Origin of the sequence: Saccharothrix tamanrassetensis (genome assembly GCF_014203665.1) — a bacterium.
GTDB classification, from domain to species: domain Bacteria; phylum Actinomycetota; class Actinomycetes; order Mycobacteriales; family Pseudonocardiaceae; genus Actinosynnema; species Actinosynnema tamanrassetense.
Genome location: NZ_JACHJN010000004.1, coordinates 290,877 through 305,992 on the forward strand (window position 1 = coordinate 290,877; position 15,116 = coordinate 305,992).

Annotated in this window: 11 protein-coding genes and 1 tRNA gene; 10 read left to right on the forward strand and 2 right to left on the reverse strand. The window is 71.8% G+C overall.

Annotation, left to right across the window (positions count from 1 at the left end):
* Nucleotides 1-11: 11 nt before the first annotated feature.
* Complete coding sequence (locus FHS29_RS14410; RefSeq protein ID WP_184691138.1) at nt 12-968, reverse strand: acyl-CoA desaturase; 957 nt, start codon at nt 966-968, stop codon at nt 12-14.
* 155 nt (nt 969-1,123) lie between these two features.
* Between FHS29_RS14410 and FHS29_RS14415 the strand changes: the two genes are divergently transcribed.
* The 9 genes from FHS29_RS14415 to pth all read left to right on the forward strand — a co-directional run bounded on the left by FHS29_RS14415 (nt 1,124) and on the right by pth (nt 11,619).
* Nucleotides 1,124-2,272, forward strand: coding sequence for an alpha/beta hydrolase family protein (locus tag FHS29_RS14415; RefSeq protein ID WP_184691139.1), 1,149 nt, complete (start codon nt 1,124-1,126; stop codon nt 2,270-2,272).
* Nucleotides 2,273-2,400: 128 nt separating this feature from the next.
* Nucleotides 2,401-2,471: transfer RNA gene (locus FHS29_RS14420), tRNA-Gln, on the forward strand.
* 90 nt (nt 2,472-2,561) lie between these two features.
* Entirely contained in the window at nt 2,562-4,208 is a 1,647-nt protein-coding gene (locus tag FHS29_RS14425; protein ID WP_184691140.1) for a GGDEF domain-containing protein, read from the forward strand.
* A gap of 73 nt (nt 4,209-4,281) precedes the next feature.
* On the forward strand, nt 4,282-5,760 hold the full coding sequence (gene glmU / locus FHS29_RS14430; RefSeq protein WP_184691141.1) for a bifunctional UDP-N-acetylglucosamine diphosphorylase/glucosamine-1-phosphate N-acetyltransferase GlmU: 1,479 nt from the start codon (nt 4,282-4,284) through the stop codon (nt 5,758-5,760).
* 14 nt (nt 5,761-5,774) lie between these two features.
* Nucleotides 5,775-6,746 carry a ribose-phosphate diphosphokinase gene (locus FHS29_RS14435; protein WP_184691524.1) on the forward strand — a complete coding sequence of 324 codons (972 nt, stop codon included), beginning with the start codon at nt 5,775-5,777 and terminating at the stop codon, nt 6,744-6,746.
* Between the two features lie 35 nt (nt 6,747-6,781).
* On the forward strand, nt 6,782-9,691 hold the full coding sequence (locus FHS29_RS14440; protein WP_184691142.1) for a hypothetical protein: 2,910 nt from the start codon (nt 6,782-6,784) through the stop codon (nt 9,689-9,691).
* Nucleotides 9,692-9,879: 188 nt separating this feature from the next.
* Nucleotides 9,880-10,485 carry a 50S ribosomal protein L25/general stress protein Ctc gene (locus tag FHS29_RS14445; RefSeq protein ID WP_184691143.1) on the forward strand — a complete coding sequence of 202 codons (606 nt, stop codon included), beginning with the start codon at nt 9,880-9,882 and terminating at the stop codon, nt 10,483-10,485.
* A 59-nt stretch (nt 10,486-10,544) separates the two neighbouring features.
* Nucleotides 10,545-11,060, forward strand: a complete 516-nt coding sequence (locus FHS29_RS14450) for a DivIVA domain-containing protein (RefSeq protein ID WP_184691144.1) — start codon at nt 10,545-10,547, stop codon at nt 11,058-11,060.
* Nucleotides 11,050-11,619, forward strand: a complete 570-nt coding sequence (pth, locus tag FHS29_RS14455) for an aminoacyl-tRNA hydrolase (RefSeq protein ID WP_184691145.1) — start codon at nt 11,050-11,052, stop codon at nt 11,617-11,619. Before FHS29_RS14450 ends, pth begins: the two co-directional genes overlap by 11 nt.
* Nucleotides 11,620-11,672: 53 nt before the next feature.
* Here the strand turns inward: pth and FHS29_RS14460 are convergent, their stop codons facing one another.
* On the reverse strand, nt 11,673-13,313 hold the full coding sequence (locus FHS29_RS14460; protein ID WP_184691146.1) for a fatty acyl-AMP ligase: 1,641 nt from the start codon (nt 13,311-13,313) through the stop codon (nt 11,673-11,675).
* A 105-nt stretch (nt 13,314-13,418) separates the two neighbouring features.
* Here FHS29_RS14460 and FHS29_RS37670 point away from each other — a divergent pair, with 105 nt between their 5' ends.
* Nucleotides 13,419-14,603 (forward strand): DivIVA domain-containing protein, encoded by a 1,185-nt coding sequence (locus FHS29_RS37670; protein ID WP_221455978.1) that lies wholly within the window; start codon nt 13,419-13,421, stop codon nt 14,601-14,603.
* Nucleotides 14,604-15,116 lie beyond the last annotated feature (513 nt).

Consider the following 15,116-nt stretch of genomic DNA (forward strand, 5'->3'; position numbering starts at 1 on the left):
GGGTTAAGGATTTACTTCTTCACGCTGATCCGGGCGAGGCGCTGCTCGTTCGGCCAGCGCACGTTGGTCGCCCAGCCGAACTTCTCGAACAGCCAGATCAGCCGCGCGGAGGTGTCGATCTGGCCGCGCTTCACGCCGTGCCGCGCGCAGGTCGGGTCGGCGTGGTGCAGGTTGTGCCACGACTCGCCGAAGGACAGGATCGCCAGCGCCCACACGTTCGCGGAGCGGTCCCGCGCGGCGAACGGGCGGTCGCCGACCATGTGGCAGATGGAGTTGACCGACCAGGTCACGTGGTGCAGGAACGCCACCCGGACGAAGCCCGCCCAGAAGAACGCGGACAGCGCGCCGGCCCACGACATGGTGATCAGGCCGCCGAGCGCGGCCGGGGCGAGCAGGCTGATGATCGTCCACAGCCAGAACAGCTTGTCGATCTTCACCAGGTCTTCGTCGGCCAGCAGGTCCGGCGCGAAGCGCTGCGCGTTGGTCTTGTCCCGCTCGAACAGCCAGCCCATGTGGGCGTGCCAGAAGCCCTTGGCCAGCGCGACCGGGCCGTTGCCGAACAGCCACGGCGAGTGCGGGTCGCCCTCGCGGTCGGAGAACGCGTGGTGCCGGCGGTGGTCGGCCACCCAGACGATGACCGGGCCCTGCAACGCCATGCTGCCCGCGATGGCCAGGGCGATCTTGAGCGCCCGGTTGGCCTTGAACGAGCCGTGCGTGAAGTACCGGTGGTAGCCGATCGTCACGCCCAGGCCGGCGAGGTAGTAGAAGGCGACGAAGAGCGCGACGTCGACCCAGCCCAGCCCCCAGCCCCAGGCGAACGGCACAGCCGCGACGAGCGCCAGGAACGGCACGATGACGAACACGTAGACACCCAACTGCTCTACGTGGCCGCGACGGCCGTCGATCATCGGCTTGGGCCCCTTGTCGGGGCTCGGCGGCGTGGACCTGCTCTCAAGGGTGCTGGTCATACGTGTACCTCTTGGATGTTCGGGGGCTACCTACGGAACCGTAACTTACGGAAGCGTAAGTTAGGGCGGCCTTGTCCCGCCAGAGCGGCGGGCGAATCCATGGCGTGTTCTCAGGATCCCGGGCGTGTCGATCATCGACGGCGCATCATGCGCTGATGGGGTCACCGAACGTTCGCCGCGGACGCCGCGCGCGGATCGCGCTCATCGTCTTGGGCGTGGTGTTGCTGCTGCTCAGCGCAGGTGTGATGGGCGTCGGCTGGTACTACAGCGGTCAGCTCCTGGAGCCGGGCCGGGCCCGTCCGGGCTTTCCCGACACCGTCACCGGGTCGACTGAACGGTCCGTCGCGTTGGCGGAGTCCAGGATCACTGTGCTTCCGGGCACATGGGGTCTCGTGTGGCCGCACGGAACGGCTCGGGTGGGCCGGGTGACCGAGCGCAAGGGCACGACCGTGCTGCGCGAGGTGCTCGACGGCACTCCCCCGCCCGACGGCACGAACGTGCGCATGGAGGCGTCGGTGTGGACCGGCGACCCGAAAGCCGCCCACGGGCTGGACTTCCAGGACGTGCGGGTGCGCACGGAGCTGGGCGACGCACCCGCCTGGCTGGTGCCCGGCACGTCGTCCACCTGGGTGATCGCCGTCCACGGCCGCGGCGGCACCAGGGCCGAGTCGCTTCGGATCATCCCCGCGCTGCACGCAGCCGGGATACCCGTTCTGGCGGTGACCTACCGCAATGACGCCGGCGCGCCCGCGTCCCCGGACGGCCTGTTCCACCTCGGCGACACCGAGTGGCGCGACGTCGAGGCCGCCGCCCGGTACGCGCTCGACCGGGGCGCGCGCCAGGTCGTGCTGTACGGCTGGTCGATGGGCGGCGCGATCGTCGGGCAGTTCCTGGCCCGGTCCGAGATTGCCCCGAAAGTGGTAGGCGCGGTGCTGGACGCGCCGGTCACCAGCTGGACCAGGACCCTGGAGCTCCAGTCCCGCAACCGAGGCGTGCCGACCCAGCTCGTGCCGATCGCCGAACTCGTCTCCGACTGGCGCGCCGACCTGGAGTTCGACCGCTTCGACCTGGCCGCGCACCCGCCCGCGCGCACCCCGCCGACCCTGCTGATCCACGGCACCGCCGACGGCACGGTGCCGGTGCAGGCCTCGCGGGACCTGGCCGCCGCCGCGGCGGGCCTGGGCTGGCCGATCCGGTACGTCGAAGTGCCCGCCGCCGAGCACACGGCCGCTTGGAACGTCGACCCGAAAGGGTACGAACGAACCGTGACCGACTTTCTGGCCCCGCTGACAGGGCCGAGCTGACCAGCGGAAACACGCACGGTCATGATCGAATTACGGACGGATTGCCGCCAGTTGAGTGGTGCTGCTGACCTTCGGGGACCAGTCGTGACAACATGTGTTCGCGCGGTGCGAGGGAGACCTCCGCCCGTTCCGCCATGGTGTAAAGGCAGCACCTCGGATTTTGGTTCCGATGGTCCAGGTTCGAATCCTGGTGGCGGAGCGAGAAAGGCCGAGCCCTACCGGTCCCGGCCCGCGTCTGCCTGGGGGGTGTGAGTCGCTGCACGAGGAAGCGGTCGACGAGCAGGGCAACGTGGCGCCGGCGCTCCACGAGATGTCCGACGCGTGGCTGGTCGGCCGCGCGAGTGAGCTCGTGGCCGTGGCCCAGAGCAGCCACCTCTCGGACCAGCTCGACGCCTGCCACGAGGTGGACGAGCTGCTCGGCGAGGCCCAGGCCCGCGGCGAGCCGCGGATCGTCGGCCAGCTCCTGCGCGCGGCGGCCGTGGTCCGGCTGGTCACGCCCGGTCTGGTGGACCTGTCCGACTCCATGCTGGACGAACTGCTCGCGCACACCCGGCGGCACGGCCTGGTCGTGCTGGAGGCGGAGGCGCACGCGCTGCGCGGTCGCCGGTACCTGCTCGGCGGGTTCGAGGACAAGGCGCTGACCGAGGTCGCCAGCGGGCTGGCCATGCTGGAGGAGAACCTCACCCCGGACCCGGTGCTGGACAAGCGCACCTGGGACCGGCTGCTGGCCAACGCGCTGCAGACCACCGGGCTGGTGCTCACCCAGCTGGGCGTCTACGAGATGGCCGACGCGGTGCTGGCGCGGGCGCACAACGCGATCCGGGACAGCGCCGGCCCGCACCTGATCTACATCCACCTGATGAACCGGGCCCGGATGCTGATCGGCTGGGGCCTGCGGCTGGAACGGGTGGAGAACATCGAGGAGGCGGCGGCCAAGTTCGCCACCGCGTCCGCCATCGCCGAGGTCGTGGAAGGGCCGTTCCGCGAGTCCCTCTACCCCGGCCGGCGGGACCGGTCGGCCGCCGAGCAGGTGCCGATCATCGGCGCGGCGCACGCGCTGGCCAAGCCCGGCCCGGAGCACATCGCCCCGCTGTGGCGGCTGCGCGAGCTGTCCATGTACGCCCGCGAGCTGATCATCGTGTCCATCGCGCTGGCCCGGTGCCTGGAGCTGGAGGAGCTGCCGCAGCAGGCGTTGCAGGTGCTCGCCGACGCCCGCACCCGGCTGGAGCACGACACGTCCGAGCCGACGCTGATGCTGTGCCTGGTGCGCGAGTACGCGAAGCTGTCCGGCCCGCACGGGGAGCACACCATCTCCGCCCTCCAGACCTACGCCAACGCGCTGGAGGTGGAGCTGTGGCAGATGCAGGAGGCCCGCACCGCCACGCTGGTCACCCGGCGCGACCACGAACGGCTGACCCGGGCGCACGGCGCGATCGCGCAGCAGGCGCTGCAGGACCCGCTGACCGGGCTGCCCAACCGGCGTGCCCTGGACGACCGGCTCGGCGCGCTGATCAGCGCGCAGACCCACCCGATGGCGATCGCGCTGGTCGACCTGGACGGGTTCAAGGTGGTCAACGACAAGCACTCGCACGCCGAGGGTGACGATGTCCTCCGCGTGATTGCGAGCACACTCCGCCAGGCCCTGCGCGGTGACGACCTGGTGGCCCGGTACGGCGGCGACGAGTTCGTCGTGCTGCTGCCCGGCGCGCCCCTGCACGCCGCCGAAGCGGCCCTCGGTCGGGCGGTGGATGCCGTGGCGGGCTTGCCTTCCGACCTCTCCCGGGGCGTCACCCTGTCGGTCGGGGTGATCTCCGTGCGGCCCCGCGAGTCGGCCAACCAGGCGCTGGCCCGAGCCGACTCCGCGATGTACCTGGCGAAGCGCAGAGGTGGCTGCCAGGTTGCCGCCGTGGAAGGCGGACCGTCCTCGGAGGCTTAGTATCAGCACCTGGCGGGAGCCAGGCATTCCCGCTGGCAGGCTCGCACTTTTCAGTCAGCTAGGGAGAGCGCTGATGCTCGAGGGTGTCCCCACCCCAGTCAGCACGATCGTCCTCGCGGCGGGTGAAGGCACCCGCATGCGCTCCGCCACCCCGAAGGTGTTGCACCGGATCGCCGGGCGTTCCCTCGTGGAGCACGCGGTCCGCGCCGCCGCCGGGACCGATCCGGACCATCTGGCCGTCGTCGTCGGGCACGGGCGTGCCGCGGTGACCCAACACCTCGACAGCCTGTCCACCGCGCTGGACCGCAAGGTCACCGTCGCGGTGCAGGAGCAGCAGAAGGGCACCGGCCACGCGGTCGGCTGCGGCCTCGCCGAACTGCCCGAGGACCTGGGCGGCACGGTCGTCGTGACCTACGGCGACACGCCGCTGCTCGACGCCCCGACGTTGCGCGACCTGCTGGTCGAGCACGGCGCCTCGGGCAACGCGGTCACCGTGCTGACCGCCGTCGTGCCCGACCCCACCGGCTACGGGCGGATCGTGCGCTCGGCGTCCGGGGAGGTCGAGGGGATCGTCGAGCAGAAGGACGCCACCCCGGCCCAGCAGGCCATCGCCGAGATCAACTCGGGCGTGTACGCGTTCGACGCGGCGGTGCTGCGCGACGCCCTGACCCGGATCTCGACCGACAACGTGCAGGGCGAGCTGTACCTGACCGACGTGCTGTCCGTCGCTCGGGCGGACGGCCGGCGGGTGGGCGCGGTGGTGACCACCGACGCGTGGCTGGTCGAAGGCGTCAACGACCGCGTCCAGCTGGCCCGGCTGGGTGCGGAGCTGAACCGCCGGATCGTCGAGCGGTGGATGCGCGAGGGCGTGACCGTGGTCGACCCGGCCACCACCTGGCTGGACGCGGACGTGCGGCTCGGGCGGGACGCGCTGGTCGAGCCCGGCGTGCAGCTGCGGGACGGCACGGTGGTCGGCGAAGGCGCGGTCGTCGGACCGGACACCACGCTGAGCGGCTGCTCCGTCGGTGCGGGCGCGTCCGTCGTGCGGACCCACGGGTCCGGGGCGGAGGTCGGCGCGGGCGCGACCGTCGGGCCGTTCGCCTACCTGCGACCCGGCACGCGGCTGGGCGCGGACGGCAAGATCGGCGCGTTCGTGGAGGTGAAGAACTCCGAGATCGGCACCGGCTCGAAGGTGCCGCACCTGAGCTACATCGGCGACGCCACCATCGGCGAGCACTCCAACATCGGCGCGGCCAGCGTGACCGTGAACTACGACGGCGTGAACAAGCACCGCACCGTCATCGGGTCTCACGCCAGGACCGGCTCCGACAACATGTTCGTCGCCCCCGTCACAGTCGGGGACGGTGCGTACACCGGTGCCGGCACCGTGGTGCGCCGGGACGTACCGCCGGGCGCGCTCGCCGTGTCCGGGGGTCCGCAGCGCAACCTGGAGGGCTGGGTGGTGCGGCGCAGGCCCGGCACCCCGGCCGCCCAGGCGGCGCAAGAGGCGCTCGCACCGCAGGACGCCGACACAACCGAGGAAGGGCGCTGACCGTGAACCCCACCATGCCCGGAACGCCGAAGAAGAACCTGATGCTGTTCGGTGGACGCGCCTACCCGGAGCTGACCGAGCAGGTGGCCAAGCACCTCAACGTGTCGGTGACCCCGCAGTCGGCCTACGACTTCGCCAACGGCGAGATCTTCGTCCGGTTCGAGGAGTCGGTGCGCGGCTGCGACGCGTTCGTCATCCAGTCGCACTGCGCGCCCATCAACCAGTGGCTGATGGAACAGCTGATCATGGTCGACGCGCTGAAGCGGGCCTCGGCCAAGCGCATCACCGTGATCATGCCGTTCTACCCGTACGCCCGGCAGGACAAGAAGCACCGCGGCCGCGAGCCCATCTCCGCCCGCCTGGTCGCCGACCTGTTCAAGACCGCCGGCGCGGACCGCCTGGTGGCCGTCGACCTGCACACCGCCCAGATCCAGGGCTTCTTCGACGGCCCGGTGGACCACCTGTGGGCGATGCCCCTGCTGGCCGACCACGTCCGCCACAAGTACGCGGGCCAGGAGATGACCATCGTCTCGCCCGACGCCGGCCGCACCAAGCTGGCCGAGAAGTGGGCCGACACCCTCGGCGGCGCCCCGATCGCGTTCATCCACAAGACCCGCGACCCGCTGCGGCCCAACGAGGTCGTGGCGAACCGGGTGGTCGGCCAGGTCAAGGACCGGCTGTGCGTCGTCATCGACGACATGATCGACACCGGCGGCACCATCACCAAGGCCGTCGACCAGCTGCTGGCCGAGGGCGCGGCCGACGTGGTCATCGCCGCCACCCACCCGGTGCTGTCCGGACCGGCCGTCGAGCGCCTGCGGTCGTGCGGCGCCCGCGAGGTGGTCTTCACCGACACCCTGCCGATCCCGGCGGAGAAGCGCTTCGACGCCATGACCGTGCTGCCCATCGCCCCCCTGCTCGCCCGGGTGATCCAGGAGGTCTTCGAGGACGGTTCGGTCACCAGCCTGTTCGACGGCAACGCCTGACCCGGATCCGGCCGCTCCTGCGGGATGATCGGCCGGTGAGCGGGAGACGCGAAGCGACGGCCGGCACGCCCCACGGCGCGCCGGCCGTCGCCAACTCGGTGTCCGGCACGGTGACCGGCGACGTGTTCCAGGTCCGGGACGTCAACCTGCTGACCGGCAGCCCGGTGCGGACCCGCTACCGGCAGCAGGTGGCGCGCATCGCGCCGGCCGAGCTGGTCGGCCGGGAGGCCGAGCTCGCGGAGCTGGCCGAGTTCTGCACCTCCGCCGGCACGGCCGGCGCGTACCGGTGGTGGCGGGCGGACCCGTGGTCGGGCAAGTCCGCGTTGCTGTCCTGGTTCGTGCTCGACCCGCCGCCCGGGGTGCGGGTGGTGTCGTTCTTCATCACGGCCCGCCTCGCGGCGCAGAACGACCGGAACGCGTTCATCGACAACGTGCTGGAGCAGCTGGTCACCCTGCTGGACCAGGACCTCCCGCCGTTCCTGACCGAGGCGACCAGGGAGGCGCACCTGCTCGGGCTGCTCGCCGAGGCCGCCCACGCCTGCCGGGCGCGCGGGGAGCACTTCGTGCTGGTCGTCGACGGCCTGGACGAGGACCGGGGCGTCACCACGCGGCCGGACGCGCACAGCGTCGCCGCCCTGCTGCCTGCCCGGCCACCGGCGGGTATGCGGGTCGTGGTCGCCGGTCGCCCCAACCCACCGATCCCGGCCGACGTGCCCGGTCACCACCCGCTGCGCGAGCCCGGCGTCGTGCGGGTGCTGAGCCCGTCGCCCAAGGCGCAGGCCGAACGCGCCGACATGGAGCGCGAGCTGAAGCGCCTGCTGCACGGCAGCGCGCTGGAACAGGACCTGCTGGGCCTGCTCGCCGCCGCCGGCGGCGGCCTCACGGCGGCCGACCTGGCGACCCTCTCCGGCGCGTCCACCTGGGAGGTCGAGGACCACCTGACCACGGTCACCGGCCGCAGCTTCGCCCGCCGCGCCGGCGACCACCGCCTCGGCGACCCGACCGACGTCTACCTGCTCACCCACGAGGAACTGCAACGCAAGACGGTGCAGATGCTCGGCCGCAGTCTGACCGCCTACCGCGACCGCGTGCACGCCTGGGCGGACGACCACCGCGCCCGCGACTGGCCCGCCGACACCCCCACCTACCTGCTGCACGGCTACCACGCGATGCTCGTCGCGGCGGGCGACACACCCCGGCTGCTGGCCTGCGCCACCGATCCGGCCCGGCACGACCGGCTGCGCGACCGGTTTGGCGGCGACGTGGCGGCGATGGCCGAGATCGGCGCGGCGTCCCAGGCCCTGGCAGATGAGACCGACCTCGTCGCGGTGAGCCGGCTTGCCGTGCACCGGGACCGGCTCACCGACCGCAACGCGCACGTGCCACCCGTCCTGCCGGCGCTGTGGGCCCTCGTCGGGAACCCCGACCGCGCGGAGGCGCTGGCCAGGTCGTTACCCGACCGGGACACCCAGAGCCTGGCGCTGCGGCAGCTCGTGCAGGCCCTGTGCCGACGCGGCGACCTGGACCGGGCCGAGTCGGTCGCCGAATCGGTGGCGGACACCGCGTCGTTCTTCGCCGCCCTGGTGGCGATCACCGAGGAGGCGCTGGCACGGGGTGCGTCCGACCGCGTGCGGCGGCTCCTGGCGATGGCTGCGCGCCGCGTCCGCACCGGTCCCCCGAAGCAGCGCGACAGCGACCTCACCGCGACGGTCAAGCTGTTGCTGAAGACCGGCGACCTCGACCGCGCGGAAGCGGTGGCGGGCACGATCGCCGATGACCGGGAGCGGGCCGCGGCGGCGCAACGGGTGCTCCGGCACCGGGGCGACGCCGGCGTCCTCAAGCACCGGGGCGACCCCGGCGTGCGCAAGCCGGTCCCCGCACCCCCCGAGCGTGACGCCGCCGAGGTGGTGCGCGGCGCACCGGCCCCCATCGCGGGCGCGGCCGACCCCGTGACGGAGTTCGCGGCGGACCCGACGCGCGCGAACCGTGAACTCCGAGCGGCGTTGCGCGCTGCGGCCGACGATCCGCACCGCGTGACCCGGCTGCTGCACCGGGCGGAGGAGTCCGCGCGGGCGGTGCCCGGCAAGAGCCGCCGAGACCTCGCGATGCACCTGGTGGTCAAGGCGATGGCGACCGCCGGTCACCCGGGACGTGCCGGAGGGCTCGCCAGGGCCATCACGTCGGGCATCCGGCGCGGGGACGCGTGCCTGGCCGTCGTGCGGGCGGCGGTCGCGGCGGGTGAGCCGGCGGTCGCGGAACCCCTGCTCGACGTCCTGAAGGGCCACCCCGGCTACGAGTTGGCGCTCGCGACCGTGGTCCGGGCGGTCGCCGCACTCGACGTGGAGCGCGCGGGCGCGCTCCTGCTCAAGGCCGAGCGGTCCGCCAAGGCGAGGGCCGACGCCTGGCCGAAGCCCCGGCTGCTGATGCCGTTGGTCGAAGCCGTCCTCGCGACCGGCGACCTGGCCGAAGCCGAGGCCCGCGCCCTCGCCGTGTCGGATCCGGCTCTCCGCTGCGAGGCGATGCAGCGAATGGCGCACCCGGTCCACCGGAGCGACCCCGCCCAGGCCCGACGACTGCTCGCCCACGCGGCGGCGGCCCGCGACCAGGTCACCCGGCGCACCGCGCACAAGCACGGCGCTCACCAGCGGCTGCGCATCGGCCCGGAGCGCGAGGAAGCGGACCCGCCGGCCGACGACCCGCCGGCCGACTCCGAGTTCGTGCGCATCGAGGATGCGGCACGCCGAGCGGCGCAGGACGAGCACCGACAGGCGCAGCGGACCGTGCTCGGGCAGGTCGACTGGTCGGCGGCCGGAGTGGCGAGCACCTATCCGGGCTGGCACTCGGCGATACCGAGGTTGTGCCGGGAGCACCCCGAGGTGCTGCCCGCGATCCTCGGGGAGATCGACTCCATCGCCCGCTGTGAGCGGTCCGCCACCCCCGATTAGGCCTCGTCCTCGGCCCGGCCTACACTGGTCGGGTTGCCTCGGCGAGGGCGAGCATCACGCTCGGCGTGATCGACGCGGCGGTTGTGATGCCGCGCGTGTTCACCCTCCGCGCCGCCCGCCGCCGCAGGCCAGCACCCCGCCCGGCCCCGCCCGACGTATCAAGGCCAGACCGTTAGGAGAGCCCCACCGTGTCCGAGGTCCGTCTCGCCGCAGAGGAGCGCACCGAGTTCGGCAAGGGCGCAGCCCGCCGCACCCGTCGTGCCGGCAAGATCCCCGCGGTGCTCTATGGCCACGGTTCCGACCCGAAGCACCTGGCCCTGCCGGCGCTGGAGTTCGCCCGTGTCGTCCGCGAGCACGGTCAGAACGCAGTTCTCACGCTGGACATCGAGTCCACCAGCGAACTCGCGCTGACCAAGACCGTCACCACGCACCCCATCAAGAACTACATCGAGCACGTCGACCTGCTGCTGGTGCAGCGGGGCGAGAAGGTCACCGTCGAGGTGCCGGTGATCATCGTCGGCGAGCCCGGCCCCGGCATCCTGGTCACCCAGGACCTCACCACGATCCAGGTCGAGGCCGAGGCGCTGCACATCCCCGACCAGGTCGAGGTGTCGGTGGCCGGCGTCGTGGCCGGCACCCAGATCCACGCCTCGGACCTGGCGCTGCCGTCGGGCTCCACCCTGGTGACCGACGCCGACGCGCTGGTCGTCGCCGTCAACGCCGCCCCCACCGCCGCCCAGCTGGACGGTGGCGAGGGTGAGGCCGCGGACGACGAGGCCACCGAGGAGAGCTGAGCCCTATCACGTCGGGCTGGTCGAACGGCACGCCTCCCCCGCCTCCGGGCTGGGGTGGCGTGCCGTTCTCGTCTCTGAGCCCGGCGCAGGTGCGCCGGACGGTGTTCCCCCGCAAGCGCGGCGGCAAGGGCTACGACCCGGCGCAGGTGAACGCGTTCCTGCTGAAGATCGCGGACGCCCTCGCCGGCCGGACCCGGATGCACCCGGACGAGGTGCGCCGGGTGGTGTTCCACGAGATGCCCGGCGGCTACGACCAGCGGGCGGTGGACGACTTCCTGGCCGGCCTGGAGTGGCAGCTGCGCGCCGGGTCGGTGCCGCCCACCACGTTGCGGACCGGTGCGGACCTGCGGGCGGTGAAGCTGCCGCGGTCGTCGAACGGCTACGATTCCCGCGAGGTCGACGCCTTCCTCGCGCGGGCCGCCACGTCGCTGGACGGACAGGGGCGGATGACGTCGAGCGAGGTCCGCCACACCAGGTTCAGCACCACGTCGGGTCTGCGGCGGGGCTACCAGACGCGTGCGGTGGACGCCCTGTTGGACGAGTTGGAGCAGGAGTTCCGGTCCCGTGGCCGATGACGTGAGCCTGGTCGTGGGACTGGGCAACCCCGGACCCAAGTACGAGGGCAACCGGCACAACGTCGGGTTCCTGGTGCTCGACGTGCTCGCCGACCGGATCGGCGGGAGGTTCAAGGCGCACCGGGGCGGGGCGGACGTGCTGGAGGGCCGGCTGGGCTCGAAGCGGGTCGTGCTGGCCAAGCCGCGCGGCTACATGAACACCTCGGGCGGTCCGGTGGCCGGGACCGCCAACTTCTACAAGGTCCCGCCCGCGAACGTCGTCGTGGTGCACGACGAACTGGACCTGCCGTTCGCGACCGTGCGGATGAAGCTCGGCGGCGGCGACAACGGGCACAACGGGCTGCGGTCGATCACGAAGTCGTTGGGCACCAAGGACTACCACCGGGTGCGCTTCGGCGTGGACCGCCCGCCGGGCCGGATGGACCCGGCCGACTACGTGCTGCGGGACTTCTCCCTGGTCGAGCGCAAGGAGCTGGCGTTCGAGCTGGACCGGACGGCGGACGCGGTGGAAGCGCTGCTGGAACTGGGGCTGGAAGCCGCCCAGAACAAGTTCCACTAGCACAAGTTCCACCAGGAACAAGTTCCACCAGAACAAGTTCCACTAGTACGGGCTCAGCTCGGTACCAGGGACGACGCGGCCGAGCGGCGGAGCTTGCCGGACGGGGTCTTGGGCAGGCTGCCGGGCTTGAGCACGACCACCGAGAACGGGCGCAGGCCCACCGCGTCCACGACCCGTGCGGTGATCTGCTTGCCCAGCTCCCGCACGGCCTCGTCCTCGCCCGCCAGCCTGGACTCCACGACCACCGCGAACCGCTCCCGCCGCGTCCCCGCGTCCAGCCGCACGGCCACCGCGTTGCCCGCCCGGACACCCTCCACGGAGGTCGCGGCGCGTTCGATGTCGGTGGGGTAGATGTTGCGGCCGCCCATGATGATGACGTCCTTGCGCCGCCCGCAGACGACGACCTGGCCGTCGGCCAGGTAGCCCTCGTCGCCGGTGTCGAGCCAGCCCTCGGCGTCCTGGGTGTCCCGCGGGCCGTCCACGGTCAGGTAGCCGGGCGTCACGGCCTCGCCGCGCACCCGCAGCCGGCCGACCTCGCGTTCACCGCGCACCGCGCCCGACTCGTCCACCACCTGCACCTCCAGGTCCGGCAACGGCGGGCCCAGCAGGGGGAACGCCCGCGCGTTGGGGCTGTCCGCCGCCACCGGCACGGCCCGCCGGCCCGCTTCCAGCTCGTCCGGGTCCACGACGTCGACCGAGATGCCGGTGAACACGGGCGCGAACGCCACGCCCAGCGTCGTCTCCGCCATGCCGTAGGCGCAGAGCACGCACTCCGCCGGCATCCCGAACCGCGCGCCCGCGTCGGTGAACGCCTTCACCGCGGTCGGGTCGATCGGCTCCGCGCCGTTCAGCGCGATGCGCAGCCGGGACAGGTCCCACGTGCCGTCCGCGACGCCCTCCATCCGGCGGGCGGCGATGGCGTAGGCGAAGTTCGGCGCGGCGGTGATGGTGCCCTGGTAGCGGCTGATCAGGTCCGGCCACAGGGTGGGGCGGCCGAGGAAGTCCGCCGGGGTGACCTTGACCAGGTCGATGCCGAACAGCATCGGCACGGTCAGGAAACCGACCATCCCCATGTCGTGGAACAGCGGCAGCCACGACACCATCCGGTCGGTCTGCGGGTCGAGCCGCGCGGCCACCTCCATGGCCTTCGCGTTGGACCACAGGTTGCCGTGCGTGATGCGGACGGCCTTCGGGTCGGCGGTGGAGCCGCTGGTGAGCTGGAGCAGGGCGGTCGCCGACTCGTCCACCTCGACCGGCGCGGCGAGCGGTTCGCCGTCCAGGTCGTCGAGCGTGCGGTAGGCGACGTGGTGCTCGTCGAGGACGGCGGCCAGCGCGTCGAACGGGCTGCCCAGCAGGACCAGTTTCGCGCCGATCATGGACAGCACGCGCAGGGTGTCCTCGGCCCACTCGGCGAGGTCGGTGCGGGCGGTCGGCTGGTGCAGCATGGTGATGCTGCCGCCGGAGAGCCACACCGCCTGCACGGCGGGCGCGATGGCGGCCGGGTCGCCCGCCAGCACGGCGATCGACGCGCCCCGCGCGACGCCGCCGGCGACCAGCGCACCGGCCATCCGGGCGGCCCGCTCGTGCACTTCGCCCCACGTCCGACGAACCGGAGCGGTCGGCTCCCCCGTCGTCATCCCACGATCCTCGGCCCTCGCAGCGGTTGCCACCATGGTGTCCACGAACCGGCTCATGGCCGTCAGCGTAGAACGATCTCCACCGCATTGAGCCAATAGGACGAAACAACTTCACCACCGTCCGGCGATACTCCCCGGTATACGACCAAAGGAGGCAACGGGGTGGCCGGGTTCGAAGCGCGTCAGCACACGCCCGCACATCCGGCGCCGCTGTTGAGCGCGCAGGATCTGCGACAGGTCGCCTTCCACCGCCCGCCACCCGGCCAGCCCGGCTACGACGAGCAGCAGGTGGACGACTTCCTGGACCGCATCGAAGCCACCCTGCTCGGCCGCGACGACGTCGGCGAGCAGGACGTGCGCCGAATGCGGTTCCGCCCGGCCAGGCCGGGGTACCACGCGGCCGAGGTCGACGTGTTCATGGACCTGGTGGCGGAAACCCTGCGCTCCACACCGCAGCGCAGACAGGCGGTGGCTCCCGCGCAGGGTGCGCACGCCACGTCGACCGGGATGCGACCCGCGCCGAGGCTGACGCCCCAGGACGTGCGCGGCGTGCGCTTCCACAAGCCGAGACCCGGAAACCGCGGCTACGCCGAGGGTGAGATCGACGCCTTCCTGGAGCGCATCGAAGCCACCCTGGCCGGCCGCGACTCGGTGACCGCGATCGAAGTGCAGGAGGAGGAGTTCTCCTTCGCCCCGCCGGGTCAGGTCGGCTACGACGAGGACGACGTCGACACGTTCCTGGACCTGGTCGTCGTCACCCTGGAACGCACCCCCGTTCCCCCCGTCCGCCCCCGCCCCGGCGTGGGCACCAGACCCCTGACCGCCCGCGACGTCCGCACGGTGGAGTTCGGCAAACCGCCCCGGGGCAGACGGGGCTACCAGGAGTCCCAGGTCGACAGGTTCCTGGACCGCATCGAGAACACCCTGCTGGGCCAGGGCGACTTGACCGCCCAGGAGATCCGCGAGGTCAGGTTCAGCCGCCCCATCTTCGGCCGACGAGGCTACGACGAAACCGAAGTGGACGCCTTCCTGGCCAGAGTGGAGAAACAACTCGGCGACGGTCCCACAAGGCCGAGCGCGATCCCGCCGATCACGTCCTGGAAACAACTGCGCGCCGTCAAGCTGCCACTCGCCGACCCCACCCAACGCGGCTACCGGACTTCCCAGGTCGACCGCGTGCTGGAGGAAGTCGGCATCGCCCTGGACGGCATGATCGGCGCATCCTCGGCCGACGTGGCCAAAACCCGCTTCACCCTGTCCATGGTGAACGGCCAAGGCTACGACTGCACATTCATCGACGAACTGATGCCTCTCCTCGTCACCGAACTCCGCCGCCGAGGCCGCTGACCAGCCCAGCCACACCCGCAACCCCACACCCGTTCCACACCCGCGACCTAACGCACCGCCCCAGGCCAGCGCGCCCGCGCACACCTCTGCCTTGCTGTGTGTCATCCCCGTATGGCCTGCGCGCAGCGAACCATCCTTGTTCGGGTAATGCAAGCACGCCTTTCGCTTGCATTACCCGAACAAGGATGGTTGTCTTTGACCAGGACATGCGGGGATGACACACAGTCCGCTCGTATCTTTTATGCTTTGGTTTTATGGGATCCTTGGCGGCCTGCCCGTCCGGCGAGGACGCTTTTCTTCTTTTAGCGGGATCGGTCGGCGACTTGGATTTCGATCGCTGCCGGTCAAAGAGAAAAGCGACGCTCGCCGCTTGGCAGGCCTCCGGGGAGGAAAAACGGAAGGCGTCGTGTTCTCCCCGCATGACCTGTCAAAGACGACCACCCTTGTCCTGGGGGTGCAAGCGGTGAAGCGTGCTTGCACCCCCACGACAAGCGCGGTAGCCCTCCGGGCAGG

Bases quoted from the DNA above. Each gene is read 5' to 3' on its own strand.
- FHS29_RS14410 (WP_184691138.1), bottom strand. From the start codon at position 968: ATGACCAGCACCCTTGAGAGCAGGTCCACGCCGCCGAGCCCCGACAAG.
- FHS29_RS14415 (WP_184691139.1), top strand. From the start codon at position 1,124: ATGGGGTCACCGAACGTTCGCCGCGGACGCCGCGCGCGGATCGCGCTC.
- glmU (WP_184691141.1), top strand. From the start codon at position 4,282: ATGCTCGAGGGTGTCCCCACCCCAGTCAGCACGATCGTCCTCGCGGCG.
- FHS29_RS14435 (WP_184691524.1), top strand. From the start codon at position 5,775: ATGCCCGGAACGCCGAAGAAGAACCTGATGCTGTTCGGTGGACGCGCC.
- FHS29_RS14460 (WP_184691146.1), bottom strand. From the start codon at position 13,313: ATGAGCCGGTTCGTGGACACCATGGTGGCAACCGCTGCGAGGGCCGAG.